The 19,307-nt window shown below is 44.2% G+C and carries 15 protein-coding genes and 1 pseudogene; 2 read left to right on the top strand and 14 right to left on the bottom strand.

Annotation, left to right across the window (positions count from 1 at the left end; translation table 11 throughout):
• Positions 1 to 343: 343 nt before the first annotated feature.
• From ACTNBR_RS14795 to ACTNBR_RS14740, 12 genes and pseudogenes are all read right to left on the bottom strand, one after another.
• Positions 344 to 727 (bottom strand): TnpV protein, encoded by a 384-nt coding sequence (locus ACTNBR_RS14795; RefSeq protein ID WP_441018986.1) that lies wholly within the window; start codon positions 725 to 727, stop codon positions 344 to 346.
• 254 nt (positions 728 to 981) lie between these two features.
• On the bottom strand, positions 982 to 1,257 hold the full coding sequence (locus tag ACTNBR_RS14790) for a hypothetical protein (protein ID WP_441018984.1): 276 nt from the start codon (positions 1,255 to 1,257) through the stop codon (positions 982 to 984).
• Between the two features lie 215 nt (positions 1,258 to 1,472).
• Complete coding sequence (locus ACTNBR_RS14785; RefSeq protein ID WP_441018990.1) at positions 1,473 to 3,239, bottom strand: S8 family peptidase; 1,767 nt, start codon at positions 3,237 to 3,239, stop codon at positions 1,473 to 1,475.
• A gap of 197 nt (positions 3,240 to 3,436) precedes the next feature.
• The gene (locus tag ACTNBR_RS14780; protein ID WP_441018982.1) at positions 3,437 to 4,633 is read right to left on the bottom strand and encodes an MFS transporter; all 1,197 of its coding nucleotides are present in this window, start codon (positions 4,631 to 4,633) and stop codon (positions 3,437 to 3,439) included.
• 134 nt (positions 4,634 to 4,767) lie between these two features.
• Positions 4,768 to 6,102, bottom strand: coding sequence for a TIGR02679 domain-containing protein (locus ACTNBR_RS14775; RefSeq protein ID WP_441018980.1), 1,335 nt, complete (start codon positions 6,100 to 6,102; stop codon positions 4,768 to 4,770).
• Positions 6,059 to 10,156 (bottom strand): TIGR02680 family protein, encoded by a 4,098-nt coding sequence (locus ACTNBR_RS14770; protein WP_441018978.1) that lies wholly within the window; start codon positions 10,154 to 10,156, stop codon positions 6,059 to 6,061. Before ACTNBR_RS14770 ends, ACTNBR_RS14775 begins: the two co-directional genes overlap by 44 nt.
• On the bottom strand, positions 10,146 to 11,291 hold the full coding sequence (locus tag ACTNBR_RS14765) for a TIGR02678 family protein (protein WP_441018976.1): 1,146 nt from the start codon (positions 11,289 to 11,291) through the stop codon (positions 10,146 to 10,148). Before ACTNBR_RS14765 ends, ACTNBR_RS14770 begins: the two co-directional genes overlap by 11 nt.
• Positions 11,288 to 12,778: a TIGR02677 family protein gene (locus tag ACTNBR_RS14760; RefSeq protein ID WP_427818960.1), complete on the bottom strand. Its 1,491-nt coding sequence runs from the start codon at positions 12,776 to 12,778 to the stop codon at positions 11,288 to 11,290. Before ACTNBR_RS14760 ends, ACTNBR_RS14765 begins: the two co-directional genes overlap by 4 nt.
• A gap of 119 nt (positions 12,779 to 12,897) precedes the next feature.
• Positions 12,898 to 13,812 (bottom strand): magnesium transporter CorA family protein, encoded by a 915-nt coding sequence (locus ACTNBR_RS14755; protein WP_441018974.1) that lies wholly within the window; start codon positions 13,810 to 13,812, stop codon positions 12,898 to 12,900.
• A gap of 96 nt (positions 13,813 to 13,908) precedes the next feature.
• Complete coding sequence (locus tag ACTNBR_RS14750) at positions 13,909 to 14,283, bottom strand: substrate-binding domain-containing protein (RefSeq protein ID WP_441018972.1); 375 nt, start codon at positions 14,281 to 14,283, stop codon at positions 13,909 to 13,911.
• Between the two features lie 7 nt (positions 14,284 to 14,290).
• A pseudogene (locus ACTNBR_RS14745) lies at positions 14,291 to 14,590 on the bottom strand (polyphosphate kinase 1); the annotation flags it as partial.
• Between the two features lie 184 nt (positions 14,591 to 14,774).
• Positions 14,775 to 15,791, bottom strand: coding sequence for a glycosyltransferase family 2 protein (locus tag ACTNBR_RS14740; RefSeq protein WP_441018988.1), 1,017 nt, complete (start codon positions 15,789 to 15,791; stop codon positions 14,775 to 14,777).
• A gap of 145 nt (positions 15,792 to 15,936) precedes the next feature.
• Here ACTNBR_RS14740 and ACTNBR_RS14735 point away from each other — a divergent pair, with 145 nt between their 5' ends.
• On the top strand, positions 15,937 to 17,157 hold the full coding sequence (locus ACTNBR_RS14735; protein WP_441018970.1) for a 6-phosphofructokinase: 1,221 nt from the start codon (positions 15,937 to 15,939) through the stop codon (positions 17,155 to 17,157).
• A gap of 93 nt (positions 17,158 to 17,250) precedes the next feature.
• Here the strand turns inward: ACTNBR_RS14735 and ACTNBR_RS14730 are convergent, their stop codons facing one another.
• Positions 17,251 to 17,508: a hypothetical protein gene (locus ACTNBR_RS14730; RefSeq protein WP_441018968.1), complete on the bottom strand. Its 258-nt coding sequence runs from the start codon at positions 17,506 to 17,508 to the stop codon at positions 17,251 to 17,253.
• A 124-nt stretch (positions 17,509 to 17,632) separates the two neighbouring features.
• On the opposite strand from ACTNBR_RS14730, the gene ACTNBR_RS14725 reads away from it, so the two are divergent.
• Entirely contained in the window at positions 17,633 to 18,172 is a 540-nt protein-coding gene (locus tag ACTNBR_RS14725; protein WP_441018966.1) for a methylated-DNA--[protein]-cysteine S-methyltransferase, read from the top strand.
• Here the strand turns inward: ACTNBR_RS14725 and ACTNBR_RS14720 are convergent.
• Entirely contained in the window at positions 18,123 to 19,148 is a 1,026-nt protein-coding gene (locus ACTNBR_RS14720; RefSeq protein WP_441018964.1) for a sugar kinase, read from the bottom strand. The genes ACTNBR_RS14725 and ACTNBR_RS14720 overlap by 50 nt on opposite strands.
• Positions 19,149 to 19,307: the final 159 nt, after the last annotated feature.

Raw genomic sequence — 19,307 nt, 5'->3', positions numbered from 1 at the left:
CATTGAAAAGTTATCCACTTTTCGCAATAAAGCCATGGCAAAACAGAAATTTTATTTTCTCCGTTTTGCCCAAAAATCAATGTACTCTAAATGGGGTGCTGAATAGTTACCCTTTTTCTTTCAAATAATGTCTTTTGAAATTGTAATTTACAACTGTATTAAAAGTATACCACAAAGGCGTGAAGATTTCTATGCTGGTATTCACTTCCCACAAGACAAACTAGCGTATGGATGTAACGCTACTGTTAATGATAAGCCTCATTTTATTGATACCACAAGTGCAAAATACAGTAGGTAAGAGGTTTCCCTACCCACTGTATTTTAGTATAATAAAGCGTTACACTTATTTGTTGTAAATAAATTCACTACACACAATTTCTCTCGCCCTTGCTTGTATCTCGTTCATTCTTCCAATCCACAACATCGGGTTTTCTGCTTTGAGTTGTTCGGTCACACCCTCCGTATCAGCCATTTGTTCAACCAATCGAAACATCATTTCTGTTGCCTGTTCGTCAATGTCAGAAAGGTAACTGTTCAACTTGCCGCTTGTGAGAAGCGTTGTGTAAACCGCCCGTTTATGTTCCTGTAAATAGCGTTTGTGTCGCTGTCCCCATAAGCCGATAGGCTTGCGTTCTTTTTCGGTTGGTAAAGTAAGGCAAGGAATATAATAATCTCCCTGCAACTCATACCATAAGCCATTGCTTTTATCATAAATGTATTTTTCCATTGTGTTATCCTCCAAAATAATCTATTCGCACATACATCACAGTTTCCCGATTGCCACACGCTGTTATATCTTGTTATGAGATTTTCTTGCCCTTGAATTTGCCCTTATAAGCAATCAGGGAAAGAGTAAACTTGTGTGAAATCATATAAAGGGATAAGGCGAACACATTGCGATAAATCCTTTATTTTCAAGGCTTTTTGGGGATTTTATTGATAACCTATGGAGAGCAATAATCACTCATAATTTTATAGTTTTCAAATTTGTATTTTTAATGTATCCTTTACTTCATCATCATTGCTTTTCTTTTTATTTGCGGTCACCTTCATATCCTTTGCATATAAACCGCGCCCAACTCTTACAATCTCTTTCGTATCAACTAACTGAGACACAGCTCCAGATATTTGACCACGTGTAACATCTTTCCCACTATTTGCTACTATATACTCTTTAAAATCTGGTGCAGTGTACATTCCACCCTGCCTAACACATTCTTTTATTAACATTTTAATCTCAGCTGTTGATATTCTCATTCCACTCTGTCTCCTTTGTTCTATTTTATCAATTTATTTATTAATTTTATTTTTGTTCATTTTTTATTTAATTGCTAACATCTTTGATTTTCGTATTAAAATTATAATACATGTCAATATCCTTTTCAATATTTTTAATTTATTGTACCATTTCATTTTTTATTAAAACTTTGTCCCGTCAACAGCATTTTGTAATTTTTCGTTTCTTTTTTACTTCATCTCTTAGGCAGGCTTTCGCTCACGCATAAAGCCCCATACCCCACCTGTGAATTCGGATATTCTTCAAATCCCGGGAGCGCTCTGGCTCCTCTTCTTAAGTAAGCTTTCACCTTCTCCCCATACAAAAACGGATCATTCCCCCATACAATTCCCCACTCCATAAGGAGAGCTGCCGCCCCGGTCACAAAAGGTGTCGCAAAAGATGTCCCGCTCGCTGTCACCGTTCCTCCTCCGGCGCGGGTAGTCGTGACATTCACTCCCGGAGCAACAAGATCCGGTTTCACTCTTCCTCCGCCGAGCAGATATCCCCGACCGGAGAAATTTACATAGGTAAGTGTCCGTGCATCATAGGCTCCAACCGAAATCACACGTTCTGCAGTCGATGGAATCGTGAGGGAGACATTTTCCTGTGGAAACAGAAATCCGGTTCCTTTATTCAGCACATTTTCACTGGGAAGCCACATTTCATAATTTCCTTCCACAATTTTTCCCGGAGTAAGTACAATCTCCCATATTCCGGAAGTAATATACGTTCCGACAGGAAGAAAATCCAAATAGATTTCCTGTGCCGTACTGTATGGATTCGGCTCTCCGTAATAAAGAAGAATTTCTGTCGCACCAACACGAAAACGTTGCGGGCCCAGCACCTCCCGGATTGGACCGACAATTGTTCCTGCCTGCGTTCTGAGAGATATTTCCACCTCATCAACATAAGACTTCCAGATCTGAACGTTCAGGGTAGGCTGATTCTCCTGAACGGCAAGCTGAATACGCTCTTCATTTCCTTCCCGAAGTGTTCCGGAAATATGACCGGCACTTGCAGCCTCATTTCCCATTCCGATACAGATCACACTTTTCCAGAAATTCGAAATATCATCAATAAAGCGCTCCAGAAGAGAGGTGCCGTCATGTGACCCATACGTATTCCCAATACTGATATTCACTGCCACCGGTTTCCCTGTCTCAAGTGCCTTTTCCACCACATAATTCAGTCCCATCATCAATTCTGTCGTCCTCGGGAAGCCTTCTTCCCTCGGTCTTCCAAGCTTCACAACTATCAATTCACTTTCACTGGCCACACCGCGATACCGATTTCCACTCCCAAGTCCATTTCCCGCCGCAATTCCAGCCACCGCCGTACCGTGTCCGGACGTATCCGTTACGGGAACCAGTCTGCGCATTTCCAACGGATCATTCTTAAGAAGCGCGTCATCAATCTGCTGTCTGCTATACTCAGCCCCCAGCGCATACCCTGCCGGTGGCGTGCCGGGAGTTGTCTGATCCCAGATACTGACAATCCTCGTCGTGCCGTCCGGATTCCGAAAATCCATGTTTGCATAATCAATCCCTGAATCCAGAATCGCAACCAGCACTCCTTTTCCGAAGAGTCCTTCTGTGCCTTCCGGTCTGCCAGGAATAAAAAAACGAGTATCTTGTACCAAATTGATACAAGATACCCGTCTTCCGTTTTCCACCTGAAAATATAATCTTTTTGGCTTTTCAATATACTCCACCTGCGGCAGATTCGCAAGTCTCTGTATGTCTGATTCCCGTACAACGACGATCGCATACTCATTTTTCAGTTCAGTCACCTGCACAGCGAACTCCCGCACCGCATCCAGGGAGCCGGAATACTTTACAATCAACTCCCATTCTTTTTCAATCGGATAATACCCCACATCCAGATTCAGAGATTTTTCCCGCTCTTTTTCCGTCGCGTCCAATGCGAGATTCAACATATTTTCCAGATTCTGTTCCGTCATTTCAAGAAATCCTATCATTTTGCTTTTTACAATATATGATGACTTTCCAGAATCTTTACTGCTTACATTTTTCGTGTCATCTTTTTATCCTCTAATTCATACGATCTTCTCTACATCCTGTGCCGGCAGGATTGTACATCTTTCGTAAAACGGACTCGATTCAGACTTTTATTAATGTTTCTTTTGCCTTGCAAGAGTCACAACTCATCACCTATAGAGGTGGGAGTCTTATCTTCTTTCAAGATAAAAAGCATGATTAATAAGGTAATAGGGAACAAAAGTCCTACTCCCATACCCACACGAATATTGTCTCCTGCACTTTGAGTCACACGCCCGACAATCCCCGGGCCTATGCTTCCGCCCAGATCCCCTGCCATAGCAAGCAACGCAAACATCGCTGTTCCGCCTGCCGGAAATCTTTCTGATGAAATACTGATCGTGCCGGGCCACATAATCCCGACAGAAAAGCCGCAGATAATACATCCGATCAAACCGGCTATCGGATTCGACGATACAGAAGCAAGCAGGTAACATATCACACATAGTATTCCAGATCCTGTCATAAATTTCATCAGATCCATTTTGTCACCATATTTTCCAAAGATCACACGACTGATCCCCATTGTAACAGCAAACATGCAGGGACCTGCCAGATCTCCAACTGTCTTTGACAGCCCCAGAGCCGCCTCCGCATAAGCCGATGCCCATTGTGCCATTGCCAGTTCTGATGCGCCGGAGCATATCATTAAGCATATTGCGATCCAGAAAAGAGGTTTTCGAAACAGTTCTTTTATTCCCATTCCTTTCCCGTCATCTACCAGATGTTCGATCGGACAAGTAGCAAAATTATAGATATTTACGGCCGGAACAAGTGCCCATAAGACAGCCACCCATTTCCATCTGTCCATGCCAAACACCGCAAAAAACAGTGTAGAGATTACAATTGTTCCTACCGCTCCCCAACAATAAAAAGAGTGAAGCAGGCTCATCGTCGCCTCTTTGTTGTCAAATGGACATGCCTCCACAATCGGACTGCAAAGCACTTCAATCAGACCGCTTCCGACTGCATACACAATAACACTCAGGATCATTCCGACAAACGGTTCCGGCAAAAGATCAGGCAGAAACGCCAGACCAATGAGTCCCGCTGCCGAACAAACCTCAGAAGCAACAATACAGATTCGATACCCTATTTTATCCACAAACTTTGCGCAAAACAGATCTACCAGCAACTGTGTAAAGAAAAAGCAGGTAGAGATCAATGCAATTTTTCCAAGTGTAATCTGATAATCATGATGAAATTTTAAAAATAACAATGGGGCAAAATTAGCTGCAATTGCCTGTGTAATAAATCCCATATAACAGGCTCTTTTTGTTTTCCGATAATCAGGCATAATCATCACTCCTTCTTTTGTATTCTGCAAAATATTTTAATCACATTTTTATTTCAAGTACGCCCCGGCGTACTTTCTGCGAGATACGCGTCCTCCGTTTTCTACCCGATTCAGCATATTTTCCGGATTTTTTTCTAACATCCATCCAGATACACTTCCCAGATTGATTCCTGATATCCCGCCACACCTTCTTTGCGGATTGCATCCGCAAGTTCCACGAGTTCAGTGTCTTCAATCCTATCCAGCATTTTCAGTCTTCTTTCAGAAATCCTCTCCTGAGATCGGCTTTTCTCATAGTCTTTAGCCGACATATGCCAGTACTCCATCTCTCCCTTATAATAGTGTCGAATTTTCTGTGCAATCAGCATGCCTTCCGGGTCAAAATCTCCCGCGTAGTACACCTTGCTTTCCGCCTTTTTAAGCAGATCCAGCATCATCACCGCACTGAGTCTGGGCTGCCCGTTCATGCACATACATGCTTTTCGCCCTCTCCATGTTCCGCATAACATAGCATATACGGATGGATTTTCCACAATATAGATTTCCTGAGCCGGGCATTCAACCCGCTCCCATCCGGCAAGCACCGCCAGCGGCACCTGCACAGGGTCACCCTCGTCCCGGAATCCTTCCATTCCTGCATGCGCTTTTCCATTCCGATTCCATGCCCGGATTCCCGAAAGCATCACACAATTGGAAACATCGTCTCTTAGTATCCCAACCGCCAAATAAATCCTCTGCTTCTGTAATGCCGGGAACAGTTCCGATTTTTCGACATTCAGCCCCCTGTGCACTGTATCCCATTCTGCCAGAAGCCGCAAAAACTGTCCATCCTTCATGCCGTCATCAAAAGCATGCGGATTTCCGGTCATCATCGTGGCAAATACGGCCAGATATTCCGTTCTCTCCTGATGATAGGGAAATGCATTGAGGATCCGGATTCCCAAATGCAGCAGTGCCCTTACTTCTTCTATGTTTTTACCGGATTCTCGGTAACGCTTTGCCAGATAAAGTGATGTCTCACTTTTCTTCTGAATCAGTTCATCCACCCACTGCTGCGCCAAAGTTCCGATACACGATCTTTTCGCATGCTCCAGTTCCAGATGCCACTTCTGTTCCTCTACCTTTTGCAGTTCTTTCTTTCCCGCCATTTCTTCTCCAAAATACTGTTCCAGAATATCTTTTGGCAAACAGCTGTCGAATCTGCTGTTCTTCAATGCTTTTTCAAACCTGGCCGCAGAAATAGACACACTTTTTTGTCCATGGAAATTTTTCTGAAAAAATCCTTCCAGATCCTCTATGTCCTCTTCGGATAAATTACGCACAGTTACCGTACCGGAGAAGGATCCATAGGACATATATTTTTCCCGGAATCCACGCAGAAGCCGGTCAAATACCGGCCTCTCCCGGAAATAGTCTGCACATTCTCTAGTCAGCGAACTGGAGAGCCCGTTGTTCCATCTTTTCTTCATCGTCCACCATCTCCTTCGCCTTACCGTTCCACAGATAAGGCATTACGGTCACAAATTTTGCATTTTCCGGTCTGAGGAGCTGGTAAATTGCCAGCGCATCAAGCGTATCACAATCCCCCCAGAGCACCTGTGAATTAATGATAAAATCAAACTGGAATTCCGTCATCAGCCGGAACATATCCCGAATATTCTTATTGTCCACACCGGCAAATGCTTCGTCCAGAGAAATCAGCCGCGGAGCATCCGCCCGTCCTCCCTGGTATTTTGCCACGACCGCCGAGAACAGCGGTACATACATGGACATTGCTTTCTCACCTCCGCTGAAGGTTCCGAAGACACTGTTCGTCAGTTCCTTCTGCCGCTCTCCGCTCTTCTGTGAAAAGAGCTGGAATTCGAACCATTTCCGGTAATCCAGTGTTTCCTTCATCACCTGATAGAAAGAGACCATGCCTTCACTGTCCTTTGCGTGCCGTCTCGCCTCTTCCACCTTGGAACGGAAGTGGAGTGACAGCTTGGCCGCCTCATCCTCCCGCATCAGACGATAGTCTTTTTTCAGAAGTTCCACCAGTTCTTTCGTATCGAGCTGATCCTCTGTCTCCGCCGTTTTGCTTCGCCAGCGCAGGCTCAGTTTCAGACCGCTTGAGGTGTTCATGGCTCCCATCAGTGCGTTCATCTTATCGACCCACGCATTGGAACTGTTGATTTTTCCACGGATTTTCCGGCTCACTGTATTTGCCAGAATATCCTCGAACAGCTCCCTGTCTCCGTCTTTGATCAGTTCCACAAGCTCTGCAATCTCTTCTTCCAGATGGTCAAGTAACTTAAAGAACGGGATCTTTACTCCCTGATATCTTGCCAGAATGTCCATACGTTTCGCCGCCGGGTCTCCCTTTCTGGCAAATTCATCCAGTTCACCAAACAGTTCCGTCTGCATGAGCTGATAATCATTCAGAAATCCCTTGTTTGCAAAATAAACCTCGTTCAGATCCCGAATGATCTTCTCTTTCTGGAGTTCACGGCAGTCTGTGGCAAGATATCCTCGCACCTTACTCACCTCCTGAGCCAGTTCTTCCGGAATCGCCACATAGGCAAGAGCCAGTTCTGCTTCATAACATTTCCGCAGATACTCTCCCCTTCTTCTTCTCTCTTTTATATTATCGGCTCCTGCCTCCATCTGTTCTTTCAGATTCTTTGCCTGTTCACTTTTCTGGGTTTTCTCCTCCACACAGTCCTGCAGTTTCTTCGGATACTCGTTCAGCCATTTCACACAGGCATCCAGCCGCTCTTTGATTTCTTCATAATCCGTTAACTTCAGCTGCTCCTGCACGGAAGCATATTCTGCACGATCTGCTCGCAGCGCTTTTTCTGTATTTCCGGCATCGTACCGAATCTGGTCCATATCCGCATCCAGATCTTCCATACGTTCACCAAGTTCACGCAAGTGAGACACCATCTGTACAAACAGTTCATGACCGGATTTCAACTGATAGAAATGCTGTCCGTATCCGCGGGCCGCCTCATCCGCTCTCAGGAACACCTCGTAGCTGCAGGTCAGATACAGCTTTTCCGCAATCTGTAAAGCTTCCTTCTTTTTCTCTCTTAAGATCTCCGTCATTTCACGAAGCTTTTCTTCCATGAGAAGTCCTTCTTCCTTCATTCGGTCTGCATACCTTGCGGCATCCGCCATCATCCGGTACGCCTCCTTAAGATCCACATCCCCCGGAAATGCTTCGTATTCTTTAGTAAGGAGATCAATGCGTTCCTGCAGCTCTTCTGCCTCTTTTTGAAGTCCCGCCAGCTCCTTTTCCAACAGTTCCATCGCCGCAATACATGCTGCGATCTTCGCCTGACGATTCTGCTCTCTCGCTCTGGTTCCGAGAAATCCGGCTTCATATTCTCCTGTCAACGTTCCTGTCAGAACACCGATCTGGTAGGTCCCCTGCGATGAAATAGAAGTGATTCCCTCCCCATCATAGGCTATATTTCCAAGAATGCCGGTGATCCGCTGATTGAAAAAGATATCATTTACCGAATCATTCAGTTCCAACACATCCAAAATACTTTTTTCCACCCGCTGCTTCTGGACAAACAAGTATTTATCGCTGCAGCCACGTTCCATAGACAGTACCTTTTCTTTGTACTGTTCTTCGATTACAAGCGCATCCAGAATACCCATATAGTACAAAGCTTCTTCCAGTCGGTCACAGGATGCTTTGTCAAGCGCTGTTCCGAATTCAATGACCTTGTAAAATTCCTGATATGGGATCTGCATTTCCTGCAGGCGTTTTCTGTTTCTTAAGACCGCCTCACTGCGCTCCGGCTCCGGCTCTTTATGGTTCTCCCACTCATGGAGCTGCATTTTCTGTTCCTCGTACTCTGCCTGAAGCTCCTTCACTCTCTCCCGGTTCTTCCAAAGAGTTGCATCCAGTTCTGATTTTTTCCCAATCTTTACATCTGCCACCATCTGGCGAACACTGCCAAAATCTGCCTTCTCATCATAGGTCTCTGCGAACTGCGCCAGTTGTTTCAGCATCTCATTGGACAGAACAAGCTCCTGATTGCGCCCGTTCCAACTATAAAGTGCTTCCTTCCATTCGTTCTGCACCTGCACAAACACGGCTTCCAGCTCACTCACCTTCCGCCATGACGCATCCATCTCCCTCTGATGTTTCTCCCGTTTCTGAAGTAACTCTTCCACCTGCCTCTGCTGTGCATCTACTTCGCGAAGAACATTGAGTCCTTCGGAAATATGCTTCTGTGTCTGTAAAAACTGCTTTTCATGCGTATCAAATGCATATGCCGTGCGGAAGTTCTCTTTCAGTTCCATGTTCATGAATGCATGCTCCTGAAACGCCATCTCATCGGCCTCTTCCTGCATTTCCTCCAGAAGCCGGTTCAGTTCCTGCTCCTTCTGCCATATCCTGTCCTGCTCTGCCTTCTTTCTGTTCTCGAATTCGACATACTGCTCCTCTTTGTCTGCGAGCTGCTTCTCCTTCTCCCTCAACGTCTTTTCCTTTTCTGCAATCCAGTCTGCAAGCTCTGTTTCCTTCTGTTTCAGCCCTACCGCATCACTTTTACTCAGAGAGTCACGTTCTTTTTCCATGGCAATCTTCCCGGCATCCAGATCCATCCTATTCTTTTCCAGCTCCTGCACCCGGGTTTCACACTCACGAATCTGCCGTTTTCTGTCGTTCTCTTCCTTTTCTAAAGATTCCAGCTTCTTTTGATTTTCCTCAAAATTTTCTGCTTTTTCAAACAGAACAAGCCGGTTATACTTATCCAGTACCCGGTTAATCTTCTCTGCCGCCTGCTTTCCCTCCTGTCTGGCTTTCAGGTTCAGGTTCATAGTATCCATATTTTCAATCGCCTCAGACATCGGACGAAGATCCTCATCCGACAGCGGCTGCAGCGAATCACTCAGAATATCATTGATGACAGAAGGTTTAAAATCCTTTGACAACTTCGGTGTACGAAGCTGGATCAAAAGATCGATCATTTCTTTATACTCTTCCACCGTCTCAAAACCGAATACCTGACGGTTTACAAATTCCATGTATTCTATCTGACGGTCAAATACCTGACCGCCACCCTGAATGCGATTTTCCAATTCCTTACGGGAGAGTGTTACCTTCTCATCTGTCTCCTTGTACAGGAAAAAATCCTTTCCGATTCTTCTCCCGTCAGTCAGGCCAAAATACCATTTATCCAGCGGTTTTCCTCTCCTTGCACGGATTCCCATCCCAATGGTAAGATAGGTATCGCTTTCCTTCCGTCTGAATTCCAAGTACAGATACCCCGTGCGTTCGTCCCTTCCATCGTCCTCCTCCAGAAGATAACTGCTCATTTTTCTGTCCCGGGATCCAAATGGGTCTAATCGCTCCGGACTCATATTTCCGTCCAGAAGGAGCGGCACCACACTCTGCATGGTAACGGATTTTCCCGAACCGTTCGATCCACGCAGCAGCATTCTTCCCTTTACGAAAGGAAACTCCTGCTCATCATAATACCAGAAATTAATAAGACCGATTTTATTTGCCTGCCATCTACTGTTCATTCGTATTTCCTCCCGCATAATCGTCCGGATAACATCCCGTCATCTTTCCCGCCGACGGATATATGATCACCTGATGCTCCTTCTCCTCACATTTGATAAAGGTCCACCGCTCCAGATTCTCCGTGATCTCACGCACAAACTCCCCTTCCGGCATCTCCCGGTAATTCTTTGTGAATCCCAAGCCCGACTCTGCCTTTACTTCTCTTAGCATCTGCTCAAACTCGATCTTTTCAACACGAATGGTATCATCATTCCCGGTTTTCCATACTCCGCTCTCTACTTTTTCGCGGATTTTTGCACAGCACAGAAGCAGAATATCCGACAGCGCATTATTTCCCGGAAATGTCGTTCCAATATGGCAGTCTTCCCCCGCCAAGAGAAATGCACTTCCCTTGTGAATGTGTACCTGACAGTCAAAATTCTGTTCCAGATCCTCCGCAAGTCTGCGTCCGTAGTATTTTAAATACTCAAAATCTTCCTCTGCTCCGGCGTTCCGATACATCCCCACCGAAAACAGCAGCCGTTTGTAAACGCGGTGTCTTCTTGCGATTCCACGGTCTTCATTCATTTCAAACCAGTCACTCTCGCGGAAGTCCTCGGGTCTTGTATATTCCATGATATCCCTTGAAAAATTTCTCATAAAATATCTGGATGCTCCTGTATTTTCATACAGCACTTCCCCGGACTCTTCGTCCATGAACACATCGTCGCTTCCATCCGTCACCTTCACAATCCCCTGTGCCACTGCATACCGAAGCACCTTCACCATTCTCCTCCGGCTGGTATATAAGGTCCAGTCCACCGGCTGTCCCGGCATATTGGCGGAAACATACTCTGTAAGCTGCGAGAGGATGAACTGCTCCTCCGCATCCTTATCCTCCAGAAACATCAGCAAAATACAAAGAAATGCATATTCCTCTCTTGATGTAAATTCTTCGATTCCCATAAAACTTTCCGGTATCGCCGGAATCTTCTCCATTTTTACAAGAAGTGAATTTTCTATGACTTGACATCCCATCTTATCTGTTGCAAAACGCCGGATTTCACCAATCGAATCTCTGACTTTATAATACAGTTCTTTATCCTCCGTTTTCAGAATCCAGCGCTTTTCCAGTAATGCCTCTAACTCTTTCATTCTCCCGTTTCCTCTTGAAATACGATCGCAAGCTTCGGCATCGTAAAGTTTCCGTCCTCACAATGCACCACACAGCTCTCTTTTGCCTCTCTTGTATCCAGTACATACAGTCTTCCGTCATCCGTCCGTGCCGTATAATCTGCATCCTCCAGCGCATCCGACAGCCATTTCAGCAGGATTTCCCGCACTCTCGGCTCAATAACCGGAAGGGATGCGAAATCGATCCGCCCATCCCGCTCCAGCATTTCAATCTTTCTCCTGTCCTCCCGAAGCTGCTCCAGCATCTGCTTTCTGGTCTCTTCCTTTTCCCTTCGGCTGTCTCTGATAGAACTTCTCCTCGTTTTCTCACGGTATGTTCTCACTCTGGGTTTCAGCAACAGCTCCAATGCCGGCTCCTCATATACACCTTTGTTCATACTGTCCGTCTCTCTCGGGCTGTCCCCTTTTAAATGAAATGGTTTCTCCAGTCCGAAAACCATTGCCGACATTTTGTGTGCTTCCTGTACATCTTCACACTTCAGGAACAGTTCCGCCACCTTTCGGTATTCTTCCCTGCGGTTCGCTCCCAGTGCATTTTTCTCGCTCAGCTGCGCCGCATACCGTGTAATCCTGCGGATAATCTCATTCGTTGCATCAAACAATTTCCCGGCTTCATTTTCCTGCCCATTCTCCGCCACAAACCAGTTACGGATGCTCTGATAGCGCCCTTTCGTCTTCTCTTCAATGAGCTCCGGAGATACTTCCACATCTATCCTCGGAATCGACAATTCATACTGGTTCACCTTGTCCAGCACTTGATGAAGCAGTTCCGGATCCAACATCCGCAGATTCTCTTCGATTACGCCCACATTTCTCTGCAATCCCTTGATGAAATTTCTCAGATACTCCACCAGTTTATCCTTAAATACCAGGAATTCCTTCGTCCGCATCATTTCTTCTGCTTTCACACTGTTCAAATCGCGAATGTAGTCCTGGTAATTCTGGTTCAGCCGGATAAAATCATTGTTCAAATCCTGCCACCATGTATAAACTGTATTCAAATCCGCCCCGCCCATTTCCGGGAATCTCGCAACACTGCGCCGGATCCGCTCCAGAAGAGTCGGTTCCAGAGACGCTCCTTCGATGAATAGATTCTCCAGCCTGAGCACCAGACGTTCAATTTCCACACTATACTCCGACATCTGATAACGGAATTTCTTATTCTTGAACTCTTCAATGGAAGAAACCTTTCTGGTATCCTGAATCGTAGTCAGATTCTTCCATTCCACCAGCGCAGCCAGATCCTGCTGGCATTGCTCCATTCGGTATTCAGCAAAATATGGATCCTGTATCATCTGAGCATAAACATCCTCCTGATACATCCAGTATTTCAGTTTTTCATAATTCTCATAAAAAATGCGCATAATGCTCCGGTATCGGTCAACATTATCCGCATTTAAGTACTTCGCCTCCGTAAGTGGCCTTGTTAATTTTTCAGTTACATGCATGATTTCCTGTCCTCCGCATTACTAATCGCAGTATAGCTTATGCGGCAGGAGAATGCAAGGTTTTTAGGTTTCCATTTTTCGAATACTTGTGATAAGATAGCAATATTCTATTTCTATTCCTAAAAATTCTTCTTGATTTTAAAAACAATAATACAGGCGACCACCACGATAACGCTCAAAAGAATCACCCCGGGATAGCCACTCTCCAGTTCCGGCATGTTTTGAAAGTTCATTCCATACCACCCGGTAATCAATGTCAGCGGGAAAAAAACTGTAGATACGATCGTCAAAAACTGCATATTACTGTTCTGTTTTGCATCCACTTTAGCCTGATAAGCATCATTCACCTGCCCGGCATACTCCAGAAGATGGGATGTTTTATTCATCAGCCGCTCTGCCCGGTCAGAAATCGTCCCAAAATACTTTAAGTGCTTTTTGGCAAAATAATGATTTTCGTTCTCTTCCAAGGCCTTCCCTACGTCCATGATTTCATCATAGTATCCCCGCAGGATCAGGAGTTCGCGGCGAATTGTTGCAATGCTGGATTGAAAATTTTCAGTATGATCACGATGAACCGCTTCTTCTAATTCCATCAGTTTTTTCTCGAACTGTACCAGATATTCCAGATCACGATTCATAAACTCGGCGATAAAATTAAATAAAAATATTTCTTTCGTCTTATATCTGGTGCTCTTTCTCCGCTTAATCCTGGAAACAAGCCTTTTTGAAAATCCGTCATCATCAACCAGAACTACCTTATCACTTGTAATAAAAAACAGAATTCGATAACGGCTTCCCTGTACATCGAGAAGCTTCGGGATACAAAAGGAACCTGTCAGGCAGCCCTGCTGTGCTTCGATCTTACAAAATCCGATATTACCGAGTTCGATGTCCCCTTCATATACAATCCCATTTTCTTCAAGGACTCTTGCCGCACGATGTGAATCTGTAATGATCGGTTCAAACCCTATACTCTTTTCAGTCGTCACAGTCTCATTATTTTGTTCTGTTTGTAAAATCTGATCATCCAACATTTTTCCACCTGAAGATTCCTATTTATAATACTTTACTTCCGTTTGCCGTAAGTCTGAATCTGGCTCCCAGTAACTCTGCCGCCTTCCCCATATTTTCTATTGGTTCAGATCATTCCAATTTCTCAACTCTCCTGTATAAATGAGCTTTAACGCTTCTAATGTAATATCATCCAGAGGATTATTTTCTTCTACAATAACAACAATATTATCTCTTGCTATCGTTTCATAGTCCAACAATTCTTTCTCATAGTCTTTCAGATTTCTGGAAGACATACCGAAATCGCATTCTCCTGACATTGCTTTCGTCAGTCCCTTTGAAGAGTCTGTTGCAGTCACAGTAATCTTAGCATTTGTATTGATTTGTTCATAAGCCTCTGCCAGCTTTTCCATAAGCGGCGCAACGGAAGTCGATCCCTCTATTGTAATCTCACCGGTGGCCTTATTAGACAGAAAAGAACTGCTCTTTGCCACCTGTGCATAGTTCTCTGGTAGCCTTCAAAATTGCTTTCACTTGCTCTTCACTGGTCATATTGGTCTTATTTTCACGAACCACTTCCGCTGATTCCATCTGGTCCATCAGTGTACCGACTCTTACTCTGTAGAATTCATCCATATTTGACTGATAAATAGACATGAATGTCAGTCTTTCTGCCAAAGGTACTCTCGGGTTTCCTGCTTCATTTAATACTCTCTCATTGAATTTCAGCCATGATAATTCCCTGTTCATCATGTATGGGATGCTCGCTGTCTTTCCTTTTGTTTTTTCTGCTTTTTTCATCTGAATAGTTCCTTTCCAAATCATGCAATCTTCATAATCTGGGAAATTATAGTATTTTATTGTCAAAAGCGAGCAATATCTATGTAAGTTTTAAGTAAGATTTCCTCATGATAATAAAAAGGATACCTTGTATCAATCTGATACAAGATACCCCATTTGTCTTCTTCAAATTCAGTTCCAGTATTTAATTAAATCCAACAATCCTTCTCGCCACAATATATGCCAGAGAAGAAATCTTTCTTCCTGATCTTCCCGGAAGATTCATCGTCTGTCCAAGAATACCATACCGAATCTTCCAGTAAGTTTTATAATCTCTCTTCTTTAAATACTGCCAAAGCTCATGCTTTTTCTCCAGATTTTCCTTTGATTTTGAGCGAATCAGAAGAATAGAGGACACTGTCATCATGATTGCCAGATAATTCGTCATGTACTGACGAAGCTTTTTATTCGTCACCATCCTCATCTCATACATGTCGATCATTCTCTTGGTAACAAAAATCTGCTGATCCACACGACCGATCATCACTTTCTCATTGACAGACTGATCTTCTCTTCCGATATAGTAACGATAAAAATCCACATCCAGATAATATATCTTATGCACATGCGGGAGCGGATAATAAACATAAATATTATCCACATAAAATGTATGTTTCGGCAGTTCAAGCTGACAGAGCTTCAGGAAATCCGTTCTATAGATCACAGAATGCATCAATATGTACTGTCCCAGATGAAAACGCTTAATATCATCCCACCCAAAAATCTGATTCTCAGGAAGTACATTCTTGTATTCAATGACTTTCTTATGTGTCATTCCTTCCTTTTCATATACATAATTGGAAATCAGCATATCCACCTGCTGATCGTCCGCCTCAAAATCCTTAAGTACTTTCAGAATTTTCTTAAGCGCCTCTTCATCTACCCAGTCATCACTGTCCACAACTTTAAAATATTTTCCGCTGGCATTCGCAAGACCGAAATTCACTGCATCACCATGTCCGCCGTTCTCTTTATCGACTGCCTTGATGATTCCCGGATACTGCTCTTCATATCTATGCGCAATCTCCGAAGTTGCATCCTTCGATCCATCATTTACAATAATAATCTCTACATCTTCCCCACCCTTCAGGATTGATTCCACTGCGCGCTCCATATACGCTGCGGAATTGTAACACGGAATTGCAAAAGAAATGTACTTCATCTTGTTTTCTCCTCTTGATTTCTTTTTAACCTCTTCCGACTTAGTATAGCTCATTTTATCATCTTTTCCAAGAAATATTGTAAAATTAATAATTATCAGATATAGTTAAATAAGATACGAAAACGTATTAAAGGAGGAATATGTTATGAGCAACAATTTATTGGTCGGACAGTCAGGCGGACCTACCGCCGTTATCAACGGAAGTCTTTACGGCGTGGTTTCTGAAGGACTTGCCAATCCTGCAATCGGCAAAGTCATCGGTATGGTGAACGGAATCGAAGGTTTTCTGGCGGGACGTACGATGGAGATGGCACCTCTCGCAGAAAATGGAGAACTGGAAAGAATCCGAACGACACCCGGGTCCTTCCTCGGTTCCTGCCGCTACAAACTCCCGGAAGATCTGTCAGATCCGGTGTATCCTGAATTATTTAAGAAATTTGAAGAATTTGAAATAGGCTATTTCTTCTATATCGGGGGCAATGATTCCATGGACACCGTCAGCAAACTTTCCCGCTACGCGGCTTCTGTAGGAAATAAGATCCGCATCATCGGTGTGCCGAAAACGATCGACAACGACCTTGTCGAGACAGATCACACTCCGGGCTTCGGAAGCGCGGCGAAATACGTAGCTTCCACCGTACGTGAAATCGCCATCGATGCCTCTGTATACGATAATAAACAATCTGTTACAATTGTTGAAATCATGGGGCGCCACGCAGGCTGGCTCACCGCTGCAAGCGTACTTGCCCGCAAATTCGAAGGGGATAATCCGGTACTCATCTATCTTCCGGAAGTTGCATTTGACACCGATGCATTTATCGAAAAAGTAAAAGAAAAACTTCAGACCACCTCCAACCTGGTTGTCTGCATTTCCGAAGGAATCAACGATGGAAACGGCACCTTCGTCTGCGAACTTGCAAGCGATGTAGGCGTAGATAATTTCGGACATAAGATGCTGACCGGTTCCGGAAAATATCTTGAGAATCTGGTAAAAGAAAAACTTGGCGTAAAAGTTCGTTCCGTTGAATTGAACGTTTGTCAGAGATGCTCTTCATCCTGCCTGTCTGCTACCGATTTAAATGAAGCTGTTGAATCCGGCAGATTTGCAGTGAAAGCGGCAATCGACGGCGAGACCGGAAAGATGATTACCTTTATCCGCAAGAGCTCTGAGCCGTATGAACTGGAATTCGGCACCGCAGATGTCAACATCATCTGCAACATGGAAAAACCGGTTCCGCAGAAATGGATCACCGAAAACGGCTCCGATATCGGAGGCGAATTCATTGCTTACGCAAGACCACTCGTTCAGGGTAATGTAGAAGTTCCGATGAAAGATGGACTTCCATATTTTGCTTACCGACGTTAATTAAGAAACTCAATCATTTACAGTATAGTAAAGGATGCAGCGTTCCAATGGTTCACTGCATCCTGATCTATTTCTCTGATTTTCCGTTTCAATCTACAGCTTATCCAATACCTCCTGCAGATCAAGCGTCAGGGTTCCATCCTCCAGCTTGAAACAGGGCACTCCAATCGCACCTTTTTTCTTAACCTCCTCAAACAAAGGCTCTGTATCCCGCAATTTCAGAAAACGTTTCAGATTCGCCGTGCTCTCGGAAAATTCCAGATACATATAATCCGCATTTCTTTCATCCAGCGCCTTTACTGCTTCCAGGCAATCTTTACACGCATTCGTTCCAAACATAATAATCTTCATTCTGCTTCACCTCATAATATTTTTCTGATATACTTAATCATAGCACAGGTTTTTGATTTCATCAATTCAGGAAAAATCTGTTATTCTAAGAAGCAATACCGATTCTGAGAAAGGAGCATTCCACATGGAAAAAGAGACCACATTTTATTATACATTTTATACCCGACTTGGAGATATGACCGTCGGCTGTACAGCATCTTCTATTGTCATGCTGAGTCTAAACTCCAAAATATTTTCTAAAAGTAATACAAATCTTCCTGATTTGGCATATGAAACAGAAAAACAGATTCTGGAATATCTGGATGGAAAACGAACGAATTTTACCCTTCCGCTCGCCCCCAAAGGAACTGATTTTCAACGCAAAGTCTGGGATGCACTCCTTACCATTCCTTACGGTGAAACCAGATCATACGAAGAGATTGCCATCGCCGTTGGCAATCCCAAAGGATGCCGAGCAGTCGGAATGGCAAACAACCGAAATCCGATCATGATTCTCATTCCCTGCCACCGCGTAATCGGGAAAAACGGGAAACTGGTTGGTTATGGCGGAGGATTGGATGTGAAAAAAGCCTTGCTTGAGCTGGAGGGACAAAAGCAGCGTCCCTGCAGACAACCTACCGGTTCATCTCACTATGATACCCCATCGTATTATGATCCCGTATAATATTTTCAATCTCATCCCTGTTAAGTGACGGCATATCCCCCGGAATTGTATTCTTCGCAGCACTGTATGCATTGCCGTATTTTAATGCGTTTTCGCAACATCCGCCTTCCATCAGAAGGCCGTACAGTGCACCGGAGCAATATGCGTCTTCGCTTCCGATCCGGTCAACGACTTCGATATTTTCGTATGGTTTTTCTTCATAGAATTTATCGGCTTTCGCGTCATAGATTACGGAGGAAATGCTATGTACCTTCGGACTGTGTACTGTTCTCTGGGTAGATGCCATGACTGAAATCGGGTATTCTTTTGCGAAACTCTTCATGATTTCATATAGATTGCCTTCTTTTCCGAAAGTTAGTCTGGCTGTATCTTCTGAGCAGAAGAAAATGTCTACATACGGAAGAATTCCTTCAATGCATTTTCTTGCTTCTTCTCCGGACCAGAGATTCAGTCGGAAATTTACGTCAAAGGAAATCAGCGCCCCTGCTTCTTTGAAGCGGCGGATCATCTCCACTCCTGTTTTGCGGCATGCATCGCTGAGTGCCAGTGTAATACCTGAGGTGTGGAAGCATCTGGTCGAGCGGAAGATTTTTTCGTCAAATTCATTGATATCCAGTCTTGTCATAGAGGAATGCTGTCTATCATATACAACGCCCGGCTTTCTCGGATATGCTCCATTTTCGTAATAATACACCCCGAGTCTTGCATCACGGCTGTCATCGTAAACCAGGTAATCATCACTGACTCCGCAGAAACGAATCTTATTCTTTGCAAATAGTCCGATACTGCTGTCCGGAATTCTGGAAATGATTCCGGATCGGAGTCCGAGAAGTGACACACCGGAAGCCACATTCAGTTCTGCGCCACCCACCTGTTTTTCAAACATATCGCCTCGCACAATTCTCTCATTATTCGGCGGTGACAGTCTCAGTAATATTTCCCCTAAAGATAATAAATCAAATTCTTTTTTCTCCATAATGCGCTCTCCTTCACTTTTTCATACTCTTCCCTTCTGAAAAAGGGCGGTAGTGTCAAAAACTACCTGTTTTTTTGTCCCAAAATTCAATAAAAACCTTGATTTTATGGGAGAATGCAAATAAAAAGAGCATTGACCTCCCTTTTTCTGGTATAATGT

The organism is Bariatricus sp. HCP28S3_F11 (assembly GCF_052065395.1).
In the GTDB taxonomy this organism is placed as follows: domain Bacteria; phylum Bacillota; class Clostridia; order Lachnospirales; family Lachnospiraceae; genus Allocoprococcus.
This window is presented reverse-complemented; position numbering and strand designations above follow the sequence as displayed.

What these genes read in the sequence shown, in the direction of transcription:
- ACTNBR_RS14795 (WP_441018986.1), bottom strand. Translation starts at nt 727, where the DNA reads ATGGAAAAATACATTTATGATAAAAGCAATGGCTTATGGTATGAGTTG.
- ACTNBR_RS14790 (WP_441018984.1), bottom strand. Translation starts at nt 1,257, where the DNA reads ATGAGAATATCAACAGCTGAGATTAAAATGTTAATAAAAGAATGTGTT.
- ACTNBR_RS14785 (WP_441018990.1), bottom strand. Translation starts at nt 3,239, where the DNA reads ATGACGGAACAGAATCTGGAAAATATGTTGAATCTCGCATTGGACGCG.
- ACTNBR_RS14780 (WP_441018982.1), bottom strand. Translation starts at nt 4,633, where the DNA reads ATGCCTGATTATCGGAAAACAAAAAGAGCCTGTTATATGGGATTTATT.
- ACTNBR_RS14775 (WP_441018980.1), bottom strand. Translation starts at nt 6,102, where the DNA reads ATGAAGAAAAGATGGAACAACGGGCTCTCCAGTTCGCTGACTAGAGAA.
- ACTNBR_RS14770 (WP_441018978.1), bottom strand. Translation starts at nt 10,156, where the DNA reads ATGAACAGTAGATGGCAGGCAAATAAAATCGGTCTTATTAATTTCTGG.
- ACTNBR_RS14765 (WP_441018976.1), bottom strand. Translation starts at nt 11,291, where the DNA reads ATGAAAGAGTTAGAGGCATTACTGGAAAAGCGCTGGATTCTGAAAACG.
- ACTNBR_RS14760 (WP_427818960.1), bottom strand. Translation starts at nt 12,778, where the DNA reads ATGCATGTAACTGAAAAATTAACAAGGCCACTTACGGAGGCGAAGTAC.
- ACTNBR_RS14755 (WP_441018974.1), bottom strand. Translation starts at nt 13,812, where the DNA reads ATGTTGGATGATCAGATTTTACAAACAGAACAAAATAATGAGACTGTG.
- ACTNBR_RS14740 (WP_441018988.1), bottom strand. Translation starts at nt 15,791, where the DNA reads ATGAAGTACATTTCTTTTGCAATTCCGTGTTACAATTCCGCAGCGTAT.
- ACTNBR_RS14735 (WP_441018970.1), top strand. Translation starts at nt 15,937, where the DNA reads ATGAGCAACAATTTATTGGTCGGACAGTCAGGCGGACCTACCGCCGTT.
- ACTNBR_RS14730 (WP_441018968.1), bottom strand. Translation starts at nt 17,508, where the DNA reads ATGAAGATTATTATGTTTGGAACGAATGCGTGTAAAGATTGCCTGGAA.
- ACTNBR_RS14725 (WP_441018966.1), top strand. Translation starts at nt 17,633, where the DNA reads ATGGAAAAAGAGACCACATTTTATTATACATTTTATACCCGACTTGGA.
- ACTNBR_RS14720 (WP_441018964.1), bottom strand. Translation starts at nt 19,148, where the DNA reads ATGGAGAAAAAAGAATTTGATTTATTATCTTTAGGGGAAATATTACTG.